The sequence below is a fragment of the Shinella zoogloeoides genome, assembly GCF_022682305.1.
In the GTDB taxonomy this organism is placed as follows: domain Bacteria; phylum Pseudomonadota; class Alphaproteobacteria; order Rhizobiales; family Rhizobiaceae; genus Shinella; species Shinella zoogloeoides_B.
Genome location: NZ_CP093528.1, coordinates 3,604,268 through 3,619,709, shown reverse-complemented (window position 1 = coordinate 3,619,709; position 15,442 = coordinate 3,604,268). Strand labels below are relative to the sequence as shown.

14 protein-coding genes are annotated in these 15,442 nt (G+C 63.0%); 11 read left to right on the top strand and 3 right to left on the bottom strand.

What is annotated here, in order from left to right; translation table 11 throughout:
- The first annotated feature begins 1 nt into the window (after position 1).
- The 9 genes from MOE34_RS18005 (at position 2) to MOE34_RS17965 (ending at position 11,339) form a co-directional block, all read left to right on the top strand.
- Complete coding sequence (locus MOE34_RS18005) at positions 2-385, top strand: XRE family transcriptional regulator (protein ID WP_242218890.1); 384 nt, start codon at positions 2-4, stop codon at positions 383-385.
- Positions 375-1,118: an HNH endonuclease gene (locus MOE34_RS18000; protein WP_242218888.1), complete on the top strand. Its 744-nt coding sequence runs from the start codon at positions 375-377 to the stop codon at positions 1,116-1,118. Before MOE34_RS18005 ends, MOE34_RS18000 begins: the two co-directional genes overlap by 11 nt.
- Positions 1,115-1,342, top strand: coding sequence for an ABC-three component system middle component 6 (locus MOE34_RS17995; protein WP_242218886.1), 228 nt, complete (start codon positions 1,115-1,117; stop codon positions 1,340-1,342). Before MOE34_RS18000 ends, MOE34_RS17995 begins: the two co-directional genes overlap by 4 nt.
- Positions 1,339-3,084, top strand: coding sequence for a DUF2326 domain-containing protein (locus tag MOE34_RS17990; protein ID WP_242218884.1), 1,746 nt, complete (start codon positions 1,339-1,341; stop codon positions 3,082-3,084). The genes MOE34_RS17995 and MOE34_RS17990 overlap by 4 nt, the downstream gene beginning before the upstream one ends.
- A 13-nt stretch (positions 3,085-3,097) precedes the next feature.
- Positions 3,098-3,901, top strand: coding sequence for an AbiJ-NTD4 domain-containing protein (locus MOE34_RS17985; RefSeq protein WP_242218882.1), 804 nt, complete (start codon positions 3,098-3,100; stop codon positions 3,899-3,901).
- 279 nt (positions 3,902-4,180) lie between these two features.
- Positions 4,181-4,936 carry an ImuA family protein gene (locus tag MOE34_RS17980; protein WP_242218880.1) on the top strand — a complete coding sequence of 252 codons (756 nt, stop codon included), beginning with the start codon at positions 4,181-4,183 and terminating at the stop codon, positions 4,934-4,936.
- Positions 4,851-6,374 carry a Y-family DNA polymerase gene (locus tag MOE34_RS17975; protein ID WP_242218878.1) on the top strand — a complete coding sequence of 508 codons (1,524 nt, stop codon included), beginning with the start codon at positions 4,851-4,853 and terminating at the stop codon, positions 6,372-6,374. Before MOE34_RS17980 ends, MOE34_RS17975 begins: the two co-directional genes overlap by 86 nt.
- The gene (locus tag MOE34_RS17970) at positions 6,371-9,643 is read left to right on the top strand and encodes an error-prone DNA polymerase (RefSeq protein ID WP_242218876.1); all 3,273 of its coding nucleotides are present in this window, start codon (positions 6,371-6,373) and stop codon (positions 9,641-9,643) included. The genes MOE34_RS17975 and MOE34_RS17970 overlap by 4 nt, the downstream gene beginning before the upstream one ends.
- A 262-nt stretch (positions 9,644-9,905) precedes the next feature.
- On the top strand, positions 9,906-11,339 hold the full coding sequence (locus MOE34_RS17965; RefSeq protein ID WP_242218874.1) for a hypothetical protein: 1,434 nt from the start codon (positions 9,906-9,908) through the stop codon (positions 11,337-11,339).
- Between the two features lie 219 nt (positions 11,340-11,558).
- On the opposite strand, the gene MOE34_RS17960 is transcribed toward MOE34_RS17965, so the two are convergent.
- From MOE34_RS17960 to MOE34_RS17950, 3 genes are all read right to left on the bottom strand, one after another.
- On the bottom strand, positions 11,559-12,086 hold the full coding sequence (locus MOE34_RS17960; RefSeq protein WP_242218872.1) for a hypothetical protein: 528 nt from the start codon (positions 12,084-12,086) through the stop codon (positions 11,559-11,561).
- Positions 12,083-13,045, bottom strand: coding sequence for a hypothetical protein (locus MOE34_RS17955; protein ID WP_242218870.1), 963 nt, complete (start codon positions 13,043-13,045; stop codon positions 12,083-12,085). Before MOE34_RS17955 ends, MOE34_RS17960 begins: the two co-directional genes overlap by 4 nt.
- 170 nt (positions 13,046-13,215) lie before the next feature.
- Positions 13,216-13,815: an SOS response-associated peptidase gene (locus tag MOE34_RS17950; protein ID WP_242224132.1), complete on the bottom strand. Its 600-nt coding sequence runs from the start codon at positions 13,813-13,815 to the stop codon at positions 13,216-13,218.
- A 276-nt stretch (positions 13,816-14,091) separates the two neighbouring features.
- Between MOE34_RS17950 and MOE34_RS17945 the strand changes: the two genes are divergently transcribed.
- Positions 14,092-15,048, top strand: coding sequence for an ArdC family protein (locus tag MOE34_RS17945; RefSeq protein ID WP_242218868.1), 957 nt, complete (start codon positions 14,092-14,094; stop codon positions 15,046-15,048).
- Positions 15,048-15,386, top strand: coding sequence for a hypothetical protein (locus MOE34_RS17940; protein ID WP_242224129.1), 339 nt, complete (start codon positions 15,048-15,050; stop codon positions 15,384-15,386). The genes MOE34_RS17945 and MOE34_RS17940 overlap by 1 nt, the downstream gene beginning before the upstream one ends.
- Positions 15,387-15,442 lie beyond the last annotated feature (56 nt).

Sequence of the window (15,442 nt, the reverse complement as noted above, 5' to 3'; positions counted from 1 at the left end):
GATGGGTCGGAGCCTGAATGACATCATTGCCGCGCTCCCTGCCGAAGAGCAGGCAGCGATCGACGAGCGCTATCAGGATTTGAAGCAGGAAGTCGAGGGCCTTCGCGAGTTGCGGCAGATTACGGGTAAGGCCCAGGCTGAGATTGCATCCGCGCTCAACATCAAGCAGCCCTCGGTTTCTCAGATCGAGCGGCAGACCGATATGTATCTCTCCACTCTCCGCAGCTATGTGGAAGCTGTGGGAGGAGAACTCGAATTGACGGTCAAGCTGCCGCAGCGGCCCGCATTGCGGATTCACCAGCTCGGCGATGCCAGCGCTCCTCCACAGATAACGACCCGCCGTCCTGGCACGCGCGCGCAGATGGGCGGTCGGCGTGGGCGCTAGTTATCCGACGAGAATCATCCTGGCTTTTCGAAGCGGCGGCGTCTGCGCCTTTCCGAAATGTGGCAAGCATCTCACCTACGACGCCCAGGTGGGAGACGACACCTATGTCGGCGAGGCGGCGCATATTCGGGGTGAAAAGCCGACCGCCGCGCGCTACGACGCCTCCATGACCGATGCGGAGCGCGATAACGTCCGCAACCTTATCTACCTCTGCACCGACCACCATACGATCATCGACAAGGTCGAGGCTGATTGGCCCACCGCGACGTTGCAGCAATTGAAGGAAAGCCACGAAGAGCAGGTTCGCCAGGCGATGGAGGCGGCTTTCGCGGACGTTGCCTTTCCCGAATTGCAGAACGCTGTGTCGTGGGTCGCCAGCCAAGCTCCTGCAGGCAATGGATCGTTCGATCTCACCGCGCCCGACGAGAAGATCAAGAAGAACGCGCTGTCGAACGGATCTCGGCATATCATTGCTGCCGGTCTGACCTCGCGAGCTACCGTTGGCGACTATGTCGAGGCCGAAGCACAGCTCGATCCGGACTTTCCCGAACGCCTCAAAGCCGGCTTCCTTGAGGAATATTACGCGCGTCGGAAGGAGGGCCATAAGGGCGACGAGCTGTTCGAGCTGATGTGCGCCTTCGCCCAACGCGGGTTGCATCGGCAGGCGGACAAGACTGCGGGTATCGCGGTGCTGATCTATCTTTTCGAAATCTGCGACGTGTTTGAGAAATGATTCTTCCGACCAAACATATCCCGCAGAACGAGGCGCTGATCGGCGTCGGCGCGACGCTGCTTGCCCACCTCAGCACGCCCATGACCGTCTCGGGTCTTTGGGAGCGTCTGCGCACGGAGCCGAACGTCGGAACTTTCGAGCGGTTCGTGCTGGCCTCGAACCTCCTCTATCTCATCGGCGCCATCGACATTCGAGACGGCCTCATCGTCAGGACCGCCTCATGATCCGAGCTGTCCGCGCCAATCAGAAAGGCTTCCACACCGCTCTGCTTCAGCCAGGAGTCAATCTCATACTGGCCGACCGATCCACCTCGGCCGGTGACAAGGACACGACGAACGCGCTTGGCAAATCGACGCTCATCGAGATCATCGACTTCTGTCTCGCAAGCAATACCTCACCCGGAAAGGGACTTCGCATCGAAGCTTTGCAGGGTTGGGCATTCACACTGGAGCTTTCTCTGTCCGGCCGCGACGTCGCGGTAACGCGAGCCACCGACACGCCCGGTTTCTTCGCGATCGAAGGCGCGACCGACGACTGGCCTGTCCGTCCGACGCCAAACAAGGAAGGCGTGCCCGGTCTCGACGCGAAGAAATGGCGAGCGGTCCTCGCCTGGTCTCTCTTCGGCATCAGCGAACTGTCTGCCGAGTCGGGTTACAAGCCCTCGGCGCGGTCGCTGCTTTCCTATTTTGTCCGTAACCAGACAGCCGCCTACAACATCCCCTTCAAGCATTTCGATAATCAGAAGATTTGGGACATCCAGGTCCACAACGCGTTCCTTCTCGGATTGAACTGGGAGAAGGCCGCGACCTGGCAGCAGCTCAAGGACCAAAAGAACGCGCTCGACGCGCTCAAACAGGCGATCAAGACTGGAGCGGTCGACGGCGAACTGGCGTCCCTCGGTGAACTCGAAGCCGAACGCCTTCGCCTGTCGACACAGCTCGAACGCGAGCGCGATGCTCTCTCAAGCTTCCGCGTGCTCCCGCAGTACCGCGAGATCGAGGGCCAAGCGAACTTCCTGACCGGCGAAATCCACGGCTTGGTCAACGCCAATATCGTGGATAAGCGCCGGCTCGACCGCTACCGTGACTCGCTGGTCAGCGAAGACGCACCCACCGAAGACCGGCTGGAAGCTCTCTATGGTGAGGCGGGCGTCGCCCTACCAGGCGCCGTCAAGAAGACGCTGGAGGATGCGCGGGCGTTCAATGCGCAGATCATCGCCAACCGCCGCGAGTTTATCGCCAGCGAGATTGCCGCGCTGGAAACCGCTGTGAGCGAGCGCGAAATGAACATCGCGACCCTCACGGATCGCCGCGCCGGCTACCTTAGCGCGCTTGCCGGACAGGGCGCGCTGGAGGAACTGACGCAGCTACAGGAGCTGCATGCCGCCACCCGGCTGAAGGTCGATGAACTGACCAACAGGATCACCCAGCTTCGCCAGATGACCACAAAGGCGGACACGATCAAGGTCGAGACCGTGGAGCTGAAGCGCGCGACAACACTCGATTATGAAGAACGGCGTGCGCTCTGGTCACAGGCGCTCAGCCTGTTCTCTGAATTCTCCGAGAGTCTCTACAAATCGCCCGGTCGCCTAGTCATCGACATCGATGATACGGGCTACAAGTTCGACGTAGAGATTGCCGGTAGCCCGAGCGAGGGTATCAGCAAGATGAAAATCTTCTGCTACGATCTCATGCTGATCTCATTCGCGCGGCAGCGCGGTCTCGGGATCGACTTCCTGATTCACGACAGCACGATCTTCGACGGCGTTGATCCCCGTCAGCGAGCCCACGCGCTCGAACTAGCGGCAGCGATGGCCGCAAAATACGAATTTCAATATATCTGCACCCTCAACACCGACATGGTCCCGGTCAGCGACTTTTCGCCGGGCTTCGACTATGAGGCGCTCGTTCGGCTGCGTCTGACGGATACCGACCCGAGCGGTAGTCTGCTCGGATTCCGGTACTGATTGGGGGGCGTACATGGTCGGGTCCGGCTCTTCATTTTCGGAACGCTTCGGTTACGGCGCGCCTGACGCCGAAATCACCATTCGGGAGGACGCGCCCGAGGTGTTGCGCATCGGCGTGACTCAGTTGGCATACGCGGCGGGCCTGAGTGCAAAAGGCATTCGAGAGATCGTTTGCGCCGTGCTTCTGAAACGGCCCGATCCCAATAACTGGTCGCCGGAGAATGTCGCTCGCGAAGTCGACGACCTTGTTTCCGAGGCGCCATGGTACAAGATTTACGATCTCGCGGAACGACTCCATGAGCAGATCGGACGCCAAGACTATTCGGGTATCCTCCAAACAGATTTCGTCCGCCGCTTGGATCAGCTTTTCCGCGAGCACGGAATCGGCTGGCAATTCGAAGACGGCCGCATCGTCGTGCGAGGCTCCGAGGCATTCGCCCTAGCGACGCGAGATGCGGTTGAGACGATGCGCATCGCGGGCACTCCGACAGCCGCGAACGAAGTGCATGAGGCGCTTCGCGACATATCCCGTCGTCCCGAGGCAGACGTCACCGGCGCCATCCAACACGCAATGGCGGCCTTGGAATGCGTGGCCCGCGAGATCGACGGCAGTAACGATACGCTTGGGAGCATCATCAATCGCCTCCCGCTGCCCGCGCCGCTTGACGGTGCGCTCCACCGCCTTTGGGGATTCGCGTCTCAACAAGGTCGCCACATCCAAGAGGGACGAGCGCCGCTATTCGCTGAGGCCGAGCTGGTTGTCACCGTGGCATCGGCCGTGAGCGTCTATCTTCTCAGACACCGAGCGCGATCCTGACCTGAAACCCTGAAACTCTCGGCTTGGCGGTTTGGGGGAAAGCCTTCCCCCTGGTCGGCACTTCGTTGCCTACGCACCCCGCTTCTGCGGAGAGACCCCGCAACGCCCCCGAGAGTGAGAGTGCGGACCCCTCGCCGCAAGCACGTCATGGTGCGCTGAGCGCCGGTCGATCCGGCCCCGTGAACGCCGCGTGACTCTTCTTCCTTGACTCTTTCATCTGAAAATAAGAACAAATAGGGAACATGAAAACCTATCCGCCCCTGGAGGTCAAGAACGAGCTTGCGGCCCGAGCCCGCCATAGAGTCTTTGCGCGCGCAGATCGAGAAGATCGAAGGTCGATCCCGGCGCGCGACATCGGTGCTTCCGTTCGGAATCGCCGCGGTCGACTCACGACTCCCCGGCGGTGGTCTGGCGCGCGGGGCGCTGCATGAAGTTGCCGGTGGCGGCAACGGCGCGCTCGACGGTGCGGCCGCGGCGCTCTTTGCGGCCGGGATAGCCGCCCGGACCTCGGGCAAGATTCTCTGGTGCGTCACACGGCCAGACCTGTTCGCCCCCGCGCTGTCTCAGGTTGGGCTCTCCTCCGATCGCGTCGTCTATCTCGAAGGTGGCGACGACAAGATGGTTCTCGCCTGCATGGAGGAAGGTCTTCGCCATGGCGGGCTCGGCGCTGTCGTCGGCGAGGTCGCCCGACTGTCGATGACCGCCTCGCGCCGCCTTCAGCTCGCGGCCGAGGGGACGGGAACCATCGGCATCGCGCTGCGCCGCTGGCGGCGGCACGCCGACGCCTATGACTTCGGAGGGCAGACCGCATCGCGGACGCGCTGGCGCGTGTCCGTCATTCCGTCCGAGACCCTGCCGGTTCCGGGCGTCGGCCGCCATCGCTGGCTTGTTGAGTTGATCCACGCCAAGGGCGGCGGGGATAGTGCTGATTTCGAGTTGGAGGCTTGCGATGACGCGGGTTGTCTCGCTCTTCCTGCCGGCCTGGTCCACGGATCGGCTGCGGCGGAAGGCTGGCGACGCGGCGCCTCCGGCTGAGGCGCCGCTTGTCCTGATTGGCCGGGATGGGAACAGACGGGTCGTGACGGCGGTGGACGCCGCCGCCCGCGCCGCCGGGCTGCGCCCCGGCATGCCCGCGACCAAGGCCCAGATTCTCGTTTCCGGCCTGATCACCATGGACGCCGATCCGGTCGCCGACGCCGAGGGCCTGGAGCGGCTGGCGCTCTGGGTGCTGCAGCGCGTCTCGCCGATCGTCGCATCCGACGCTCCGGACGGCATCGTCATCGACTCGACCGGCGCGGATCATCTGCATGGCGGGGAAGAAGCCATGGCCGAAGCCCTGATCGGGCGTCTCGCCATGTCGGGCGTGACGGCGCGCGCCGCCGTCGCCGACACATGGGGCGCGGCCCATGCGCTCGCCCGCTTCGCCGCCGATCCGGTCTTCGTCGCGCCGTCCGGACATGGCGCGGCCGTTCTCGATCCGCTCCCGCTCGCGGCCCTTCGGTTGCCACCCGTCATGGTCGCCGATCTGCGCGTCCTCGGCTTCGAGCGCGTGCGCGACGTGCTCGCCCAGCCGCGCGCACCGCTCACCCTTCGGTTCGGGCCGGAGTTCGCGCGCCGCCTCAACCAGGCGCTCGGCGATCTCGCCGAGCCGATCGATCCGATCCGGCCTGCCGACCTGATCGAGGTGCGCAAGGTCCATGGCGAGCCGATCGGCGCGGCCGAGACGATCGCGCGCTATATCGGCAAGCTCGTTGCGCAGCTCTGCGATCTCCTTGAGGAAAAGGGTCTCGGTGCCCGCCGTCTCGATCTCCTCTGTCATCGTGTCGACAACCGGATCGAGGCGGTGCGGGTCGGGACCGCGCAGCCGGTTCGCGACGTCAAGCGGCTGACACGTCTTCTCTGTGACCAGATCGAGAAGATCGATCCGGGCTTCGGCATCGAGATCATGTCTCTGACAGCCACCATCGCCGAGCCGCTTCAGCGCCGGCAGATGGCGAGCAGCCTGATCGAGACGGCCGCGCCCGACATTTCCGATCTGGTCGACACGCTGATGAACCGCGTCGGCGAGCGGGCGATCTACCGTATGGCGCCGGTCGCCAGCGACGTGCCGGAACGCTCCGTCTGTCGCATCCCCGCCATGGCGCCCGAGACAGGCGCGACCTGGCCCGGCCATTGGCCGCGGCCGGCGCGGCTGCTGGCCCATCCCGAGCAGATCGACGCCATCGCGCTCCTGCCGGACAATCCGCCGGTGTCGATCACCTGGCGCGGCGTGCGCCGCCGCGTGAAGAAGGCCGATGGTCCCGAGCGCGTACATGCTGAATGGTGGAAGCGCGATACCGAGCTTGCGGCGATCCGGGATTATTTCAGGATCGAGGTCGACAGCGGAGAACGGTACTGGATCTTCCGCGCCGGCAACGGTGAAGACCCCGAGACCGGCTCGCATCGCTGGTTCCTGCATGGGGTGTTCGGATGAGCGCGCCCCGATATGCCGAGCTGCAAGTCACCTCGCATTTCTCGTTCCTGCGCGGTGCGTCCAGCCCGGCCGAGCTGTTCGCCCGCGCCGCCGAACTCGGCATCGAGGCGTTGGGCATCGTTGATCGCAATTCGCTCGCCGGCATCGTGCGCGCCCATGAGGCGGCGAAAGAGACAGGGATTCGCCTGATCGTCGGTTGCCGGCTCGATCTTGCGGATGATGTGTCCGTTCTCGTCTATCCGACCGATCGCCCGGCCTATTCGCGGCTATGCCGCCTGCTGTCGCTCGGCAAGGGCCGCGCCGGCAAGGGCAAATGCCATCTCACATGGGACGATCTCGTTGCCTATGGCGACGGCCTGATCGCGGTGCTGATCCCCGACATGGCCGATGAGACCTGCGCCTTTCATCTGCGCCGGCTGCGCGAGGCGTTCGGCGATCGCGCATATATGGCCATGTCGCTGCGGCGGCGGCCCAACGACCAGCTCCGACTTCACGACCTGTCGAATCTCGCGACGCAGATGCGCGTGCCGACGATCATCACCAACGACGTACTGTTTCACGATCCCGGCCGCCGCATCTTGCAGGATGTCGTGACCTGTATCCGGCACAACGTCACCATCGACGACTTGGGCGAGCGGCGCGAACGCCATGCAGACCGCTTTCTCAAGCCGCCGGAAGAAATGCACCGGCTGTTCACCCGCTACCCCGAGGCGCTGGCCAGCACCCTGGAGATCGCGCGGCGCTGCACCTTCTCCATGGACGAGCTGCGCTACCAGTATCCGGAAGAGCGCGACGACCCGACGCTGACACCGCAGCAGACGCTGGAAAAGCTGACCTGGGAGGGTGCGGAGCGGCGCTATCCGGAGGGTGTGCCGGGAAAAGTCGTCGCCGCGCTGAAGCACGAGCTGTCGCTGATCGCCAAGCTGGACTATGCCCCGTACTTCCTCACGGTCAATTCCATCGTCCGATTTGCTCGCGCCCGCGACATCCTCTGCCAAGGACGCGGCTCGGCGGCCAATTCGGCGGTGTGCTACGTGCTCGGCATCACCTCTATCGACCCCGGCCGCAACGATCTTCTCTTCGAGCGGTTCGTCTCGGAAGAACGGCGCGAGCCGCCCGATATCGACGTGGATTTTGAGCACGCAAGGCGCGAGATCGTCATGCAATGGGTGTTCGACACCTATGGCCGCGACCGCGCCGCGCTCTGCTCCACCGTCATCCGTTATCGCACCAAAGGCGCGTTAAGAGACGTCGGCAAAGCCCTCGGCCTGTCCGAGGATCTCGTCTCCACGCTCTCCGGCCAGGTCTGGGGCTGGGGCGAGGAAGGCGTCAGCGACAGCCAGGTCCAGCAGCTCAACCTCGATACCGGCAATCGTCGCCTGCGGCTGACCCTTCAACTCGCGCAGCAACTGCGCGGTGCGCCGCGCCATCTCTCGCAGCATCCGGGCGGCTTCGTCCTGACACACGACAGGCTCGACGATCTCGTGCCGATCGAGCCCGCGGCGATGGCCGGAAGGCAGGTGGTGGAATGGGACAAAGACGATATCGACGCCTTGCGCTTCATGAAGGTGGACATCCTCGCCTTGGGGATGCTGACGGCGATGAAGAAGGGCCTCGACCTTCTGGCCGAGCACAAGGGCGTCAATCTCGACCTCGCGACCATCCCACCGGAAGACCCGCGCACCTACGCCATGATCCGCAAGGCGGACACGCTCGGCACGTTCCAGATCGAAAGCCGCGCGCAGATGAGCATGCTGCCGCGCCTGAAACCCCGCACCTATTACGATCTGGTGGTGCAGGTCGCTATCGTTCGGCCGGGGCCGATCCAGGGCGACATGGTGCATCCCTATCTGCGCCGCCGCGATGGCAAGGAGGATGTCGTCTATCCGAAGCCGGAACTGGAAAAGGTGCTCGGAAAGACGCTTGGGGTCCCGCTGTTTCAGGAACAGGCCATGCAGGTCGCGATAACCTGCGCGGGCTTTACGCCGGGCGAGGCCGACATGCTGCGCAAGTCGATGGCGACCTTCAAGCACACCGGCGGGGTATCGGCATTCAAGGCCAAGCTGATCGACGGGATGGTCGAACATGGGTACGACCGCGAATTCGCCGAGGCGACGTTCAAGCAGTTGGAGGGGTTCGGAAGCTACGGTTTTCCGGAATCACACGCAGCGTCCTTCGCGCTGATCGCCTATGCCTCCGCATGGCTGAAATGCTGGCACCCGGATGTCTTTGCTGCCGCTCTGCTCAACTCCCAGCCGATGGGGTTCTATGCGCCCGCCCAGCTCGTTCGCGATGCCCGCGACCATGGCGTCGAAATCCGTCCGGTCTGCGTCAATACATCCCGGTGGGATTGCACGCTCGAACCCACCGCCGACGAGGATCGCTTCGCCGTTCGGCTGGGGATGCGTATGGTCAAGGGGCTTGCCAATGCCCATGCCGCATCGATCGTCGGCGCGCGGGCCGACCAGCCCTATGCGTCGGTGGATGACCTCTGGCGCCGGGCCGGTGTGCCGCAGGCCGCGCTGGTCCAGCTCGCCGAGGCCGATGCCTTCCGGCCGCCCTTCGGGCTCGCCCGCCGCGAAGCACTCTGGGCCATCCGCGGCCTGCGCGACGAGCCATTGCCCTTGTTCGCGGCGGCGAGCGCGCGCGAGGCGGCAGTCGTGCCCGAGATCGAGGAGCCGGCCATCTCCCTCGTGCCGATGACCGCCGGCAGCGAGGTGGTCGAGGATTACGGCCATACCGGCCTGTCGCTGCGCGCCCATCCGGTTTCGTTCCTGCGCGAGGATCTCCGCCGCCGTCGCATCGTCTCCTGCGCCGAGGCGATGGACTCCCGCGACGGCCGCTGGCTGGAAGCCGCCGGCATCGTCCTCGTTCGCCAGCGTCCCGGCAGCGCCAAGGGGGTGTTGTTCGTGACTCTGGAAGACGAGGCGGGCATCGCCAACCTCGTGGTCTGGCCCAAGGTGTTCGAGGCCAATCGCCGGACATTGCTGTCAGCCGGTATGCTCGGCGTACGTGGTCGCATCCAGCGTGAGGGCGCGGTGGTACATCTCGTTGCGCAGCGCATCACCGATCTCTCCAGCGACCTCGCCAGCGTCGGTCGCCGCGATGCGGCTTTTCCTCTGCCTCACGGACGCGGGGATGAGCTGCATCACGGCTCTCCGACGCCCGATCCGCGCGGTCTGCCGCCGCGCCCGTTCCGGGGGCGGACGCTCACGGACGGATATGGTCATATCGGGGAAATCCGCGTGAAGACCCGCGATTTCAAATGAGGCGGAGTCGGGCAACCGCCGCTTCCGGCTTCATTTCGAGCACAGAGCAGCGAATCCTTCGATCCAGAACTCTGTCGCGGTAGCGTGGCCCTTCGATGACGGGTCGGCAAAGAATCTAATATCCCGCTAGAGACGGTCGATGTCTACAATTCGCGCGGCAGTCTGTAGTGTGTTGTAGCTATTCGTCGTGCGTCGAAGGTGCCCAAGATTCAATGCCTTCATCGCGTTTGAGCAAACAGTATTCGAAATAGAGGACAAATCGTTGCCGCTGCCAGGAAATCAATACCTTGAAGCGCGCTATCCCTGGGTTCCAGAACACGGGTACGTGCTTTTGATTTCAGCCGAACGATTGAAGGAGCTTGAGATTGATCTCTATGCAGAGAGCACCTGCAGCCAAGCTGTTCCGAAAATTCCGACGGCACTCCGAAGACGCTGGATGCTCTGCTTTATCAGCACAAAAAAGGGGTATCTTACGCACGTTGCCCGGAGCGTTGTCTATTATCCGGCGGAGTCCGGAAAGGACAAGCTGGATCTCTGGAACGTTATGCCATTCACGAAACCCGTGCGCGTGGCAGCGATCAAAGCGAAACTTGCCGGCACGCAGGCATGGCGCGCGAAGCAGGCGCTCCTTGGCGGCCACATATCGCCGTCGGCCTTCTCCTTGATCATGACGGCGTTGCGCCAAGTCGATGCCGAAGCGTCCAAGATCACGGAAGGTTTGGTGGATCGTCGCCCGCCACCTCCGGACCCCACGCCGACACGCGCCAAGACAAATTGGGCCTATCAACGAGATGCGGTTGTCACATCGCTTGAAATTGCACGAATCCCCAGGCAGCAACTCACAATCCCGACCCAACTCGGCGAGGATGGCGCGAAGGGATTGACGTCAATCTTCGACAGCGAAGATGATGTGACAACGATAGAGGATTTGGCGATCCTTCAGGATCTGGACCAAGCTGATGAAGACTGGCAGTTCGTCAGGCGCCAGCGCTATCCCGCGAAGCTGTTCACCAACGGTGACACCAATCTCACCATTATCTTGGCGAATAAGCTGCCACTTGAGAGGCAACTTGGAACCGACTTGATTTATGTGAACGAGACGCTGAAGTCGGTCGTTTTCGTGCAATACAAAATGTTCTCCGGCGTTGACGGCGAAGGCGGCTACAGGCCGGACGCTCAGCTGGACGAGGAGATCGCACGAATGGATTCAGCGTCGGCGACGCTCGGGGCGGTCGCGGTTGACGAAAGCTGTGACGGATATCGCTTCGGTGCGGATCCATTCTTTCTCAAATTCTGTAGCAAGCTCCTATCCCATGATGCCAAGGGCCATGTGCCGGGCATCTACGTTCCCTTGAGCTACTGGAAGCGGCTGGTAAAGACACCGGCCGCCAAGGGAAAGAAGGGAGGCACAATCGTCTACGCGGAGACTTTTGGTCGACGACACTTCACCCCGACTCATTTCATCGACATGGTCGGCCGTGGGTGGGTTGGAACTTCGGCTCTTCAGACCGATGTCCTGGCCCCATACCTGAGGGCGGCATTGCAGGGAAAGAAGGGCGTCGTCCTCGCAGTCGAGACTTCAAAAGCCGGCGACTCAGATGATGACGGTGAGGATGGGTACGAAACATCACGTCGAGCCGTAGCCCCTCCTAAGCCTCGCTTCCCCGGCAAGAAGCCAAAGGTTATCCAGCTTTGAGTCGAACGAGGTGCGGCCGCGGTTGTCTGCCATCCGCCATCGGCGGCGAGCCCGCTCTTGCCGCAGCCTATCCGAAAGCAGACGGTGCGCTCTCCACCAAAGCCGGTTTCCAACCGAATTTTCGCGCCCGTCGTTAGGCCATCCCGCGAAATACAGCCCAGCCAATCTCGCACGGTTTGGCTGTACCGACCGCCCTGGGAGACAGCCGCTTCCTCCAAGTCAGAAGTCGACAGACCAGACTTCTATCCCATGGCGCTCGAACTGTGGTCGGCGTTCGTTGCCGGGGAACAAGGGGGACATGAAGAACACGTATCTGTGCCGCTCCATGCGACCGGCGAGTTTACCAAGATCGGCTGCCAGCTTGCCGTTGTTGCGTGGATTGACAGCCGCAAACGTCTCGGCGCCGACATAGCCGGCTTCCTGGCTCATGATGTCTAGTTCAAGCGATGCATGTGCGCCAGGGGCGAGCCGAAACCCGCTCACGTCTGGATGAAGGCTCAGCAATTGCCGCGCAGCCGCGATGGCGACGGCGAAAGTCCAAGTCTGGTTGATCTGCTCGATCAGATTTAACGGTCGATCCTCGAGGGGATGGAATCCGATTGGATCGAACTTCATCCGGCGCAACAGGTCCAGCGGGTCTCCCGATTGCGACGCAATCCACTGTTGAGCCCGTGCAGCGGAGGCCCGCACCATCTCCATCAAATTATCCGCCTCGACGGCGGTGCGGATGACAATATCCTTCGTCACTCTCGCATAACCTTTTCCCAGGTGTGAGCGCAGTAGCTGCACAAACCGGGATAGTCTGGATTGTACTCATGGACCGTGATGTCGGCACTGCATCGACTGCACTCGCCACCGATCGTTTCCTTACATGCAAAGCAAATGCTCATTTCTCCATTCTCGACATAGGCGTCGGCGCTGCATTCGGGGCATGTCGCGATCGGTGACGAGTCACCGTTCTTGGCGGCGTAGTAGGCGTCGATCTCGTAGCTCGCCGACACGATCATTTCAGCTAGCTGCTGCTGATCGTACTCATGGCCACACTGGAAGCATTTGCCGTCGGCCGCTTCACTCTCGATATTGTCGCGGTCGGTCTGACCGATAAGTGACGAGCCACAATTATCGCAAGACATACGATCCAGTTGTCCGATCTCACCGGGCCAATTCAGGCGCAGAAGGCTGTCCATGCAGCTCTTCTGGACCTTGTTGAAGGCATTCGTCTCTTCAAGGATTGTATCCCAGACGTCCGCCAAGACGTCTTGCGGATCTTCTTTCAGCGTCTCCAGGAAGTCGATAACCATCGGAAATGAAGCGGCGATCGCCTCCTTCAGCGCTCCAACGGGTTCGGCCAGGTGATAATGCTCAAGATTGTTTCGGAATCGTTGCAGCTTTTCGATGTTCACGTCAGGCCAGGACAAGCCGAATTTCTTGAATCGGCTCTTGAGCTGGGCGAGATCTACCGTCGCATAGCCGACAACCTCATGGTCAACGCCGCCGTCACCATCGGGGACGGGTTCGAATTTCGCGCCGATGATCTCCATCGGATCGGCGTCAGGGGCGGCACGGACGAGGCATTCCTTGCCCAGTAGCAGCACGCCGGCGTAGTAGTTGCGCGCCGCACTCAGCATGCGCGCGTCGGAGCCCTCTCTGAAATCTTCGATACCGAGCACAATCGAAGTTACCGCATTCTCAAATATATCCGCCATGCCCCTGCCAACAGCTCCGTAACTTCCTCAAATCTACCCTAGACTCTTCAAGGAAAGGCGTCACCTCGGCCGGGAAGCGGTCGAGCGCACTAACGCATGTTGGAGAAGCCGATGGCCGCTTTCGTCGTCGGATGCCGCTGTCATAGTGGCGGATGGAAGCGGCGATCGGGCTAGTCGACGCCCTTCCGCACCGTCTCGACCGAGAGGGAGCCTTGCTCCAGCGGCCGTAACAACTCGGCCTCGGATTTCGTCAGCCATAGCCAGGCCGCCCAATCTTCCGGCCGCAGCACCACGATTTGCCGGTTGTGGATCGGCTTCACGTCGGGACCGGGTTCGGTAGTCAGCATGGCGAAGGAGGCCGGGTGATTGCCCTGTGGCTCGCGCCAGATGCCGGCAATCGCCATGAAAGGCGCCCCGTTCAGCGTGAAGCGATGCTTGGTCTTCGGGTATTTCGTGCCGGTGAACTCGAAGAAGGCCGAAGCCGGGACGAGGCAGCGCTGCGTGTTCGAGAAGTTGCGCCCCTCCGAGCGGAAATTGAACACCGGCCCACCCTTGGGCCGGTTCGACGGCAACCCGAAATTCATAGGCTCCAGCTCGACCTCGCGGTCGTTCGCCGTCGCCCGCATCACCGGACCCATCTGGTTGATGCGGATGTCGTCATGTTCGGGAAGGTCGCGCTCGCTCTGGCTCGCCGGGATACCAAGCTCCAGCGCCTGCATCATCCTGCAATACTCGACCCATTTCACATGCTGTTCATAGGCGTTGCACATGGATGGCAAGATAGGGCGCCACCGCATGGATTTCGAGGCTGGTGGTCATTCGCGGTTTCCGGCGGTCCGTATCCACGCTTTTGCATTTATACGCTTCCACGGTTTTACGGTCTTGCGGGGGAAAGCCTTCCTCCTGGTCGGCACTTCGTTGCCGACGCACCCCCTTCTGCGGGGAGACCCCGCAACGCCCCCCGAGAGTGAGAGTGCGGACGGGGTTTGCCGTGACGGGTTGAGGGCTGGGAGAGAGGCTCCCGGCGCCCGTCGCGGAGAACCGCGATGTCCAGACATGACCGCACCCCTCGCGCCGGCTCGGACCGGACGAACCTCTATGACGAGATCACCGGCAAGATCATCGCCGAGCTCGAGGCCGGCCGCTTCCCCTGGGTCCAGCCCTGGGGCACGGCTTCGGCGAAAGCGCCGCTCGGCCTGCCGAGGAACGCCGCCACGGGCCGCAGCTACAGCGGCATCAATATCCTGATCCTCTGGGGCGCCGTCGTGCAGCACGGTTTTCCCGGTCAGGGCTGGCTCACCTACAGGCAGGCCGCCGCGCTCGGCGGCAATGTCCGCAAGGGCGAGCAGGGCACCACCGTCGTCTATGCCGACCGCTTCGTCCCGGAGGACGAGAAGCGCCGGGCGCGCGAGACCGGCGAGGAAGCCCAGGCCATCCCCTTCCTCAAGCGCTTCACCGTCTTCAATGCAGCCCAATGCGAGCGGCTGCCCGACGACATCACCGTCGCGGTTCCGCCGCCGCCCCCCGGCCTGATCGAGCCGAGGGTCGAGGCGCTGATCAGGGCGACGGGCGTCGACTTCCGCATCGGCGGCGACAGGGCATTCTATGTGCCGGCCGACGACTATGTGGTCGTGCCGCCGCCGCAAGCCTATTTCGAGCCGATCAACTGGCACCGGACGGCCCTTCACGAGCTGGGTCACGCCAGCGGCCATCGCAGCCGGCTGAACCGAGACTTCTCCTCCTCCTTCGGCACGAAGAAATATGGGTTCGAGGAGCTGATCGCCGAGATGAGCGCCGCATTCTGCTGCGCGTCGCTCGGCATCGTCCCGACCGTGCGCCATGCCGATTATGTCGGCTCCTGGCTCGATGTGCTGCGCGAGGATTCCCGCGCCGTAGTCCGCGCCGCCAGCCAAGCCAGCAAGGCGGCCGACTGGATATTGTCCTTCGCTCCCGATGACGGGCTGCGCCCGGTGGAGGCCGAGCCTGACAGGCGGGCGGCGTGATGGACCGCGCGCGGCTGCACGCCGCTCTCCTGCGCATGGAAGCCGGCCTTGCCCGAAGCCGGAGCAATCTCGCGCTGGCCGAGCGCGCGGTGTCCCTCCGGGCCGAAGCCGAGGCGATCCGCCGGCGGCCGAAAGCCCGGCACTACCATCGTGCGATGAGCCGCTGGACCGGCGCGGACGAGGCGGAATACCGCCGCATCCTCGACGATCTGCTCAAGGCGGCCGGTCCCGATCTCGACCGGCTTCGCCGCCGGATCGTCCGGCAGGAGGCAGCGATCGAGACGCTGCGGCGGAAATACGGGGTGAACGCGCCGCGGCCGTCGCTGCCCGCCTGGTGACGCGGTGAGGGTGGCGGCGTTCGAGAGTGAGAGAGGGGCTGGGGATTTCGTGACGG

Bases quoted from the DNA above. Each gene is read 5' to 3' on its own strand.
- MOE34_RS18005 (WP_242218890.1), top strand. From the start codon at position 2: ATGGGTCGGAGCCTGAATGACATCATTGCCGCGCTCCCTGCCGAAGAG.
- MOE34_RS17995 (WP_242218886.1), top strand. From the start codon at position 1,115: ATGATTCTTCCGACCAAACATATCCCGCAGAACGAGGCGCTGATCGGC.
- MOE34_RS17990 (WP_242218884.1), top strand. From the start codon at position 1,339: ATGATCCGAGCTGTCCGCGCCAATCAGAAAGGCTTCCACACCGCTCTG.
- MOE34_RS17985 (WP_242218882.1), top strand. From the start codon at position 3,098: ATGGTCGGGTCCGGCTCTTCATTTTCGGAACGCTTCGGTTACGGCGCG.
- MOE34_RS17975 (WP_242218878.1), top strand. From the start codon at position 4,851: ATGACGCGGGTTGTCTCGCTCTTCCTGCCGGCCTGGTCCACGGATCGG.
- MOE34_RS17970 (WP_242218876.1), top strand. From the start codon at position 6,371: ATGAGCGCGCCCCGATATGCCGAGCTGCAAGTCACCTCGCATTTCTCG.
- MOE34_RS17955 (WP_242218870.1), bottom strand. From the start codon at position 13,045: ATGGCGGATATATTTGAGAATGCGGTAACTTCGATTGTGCTCGGTATC.
- MOE34_RS17950 (WP_242224132.1), bottom strand. From the start codon at position 13,815: ATGTGCAACGCCTATGAACAGCATGTGAAATGGGTCGAGTATTGCAGG.
- MOE34_RS17945 (WP_242218868.1), top strand. From the start codon at position 14,092: ATGTCCAGACATGACCGCACCCCTCGCGCCGGCTCGGACCGGACGAAC.
- MOE34_RS17940 (WP_242224129.1), top strand. From the start codon at position 15,048: ATGGACCGCGCGCGGCTGCACGCCGCTCTCCTGCGCATGGAAGCCGGC.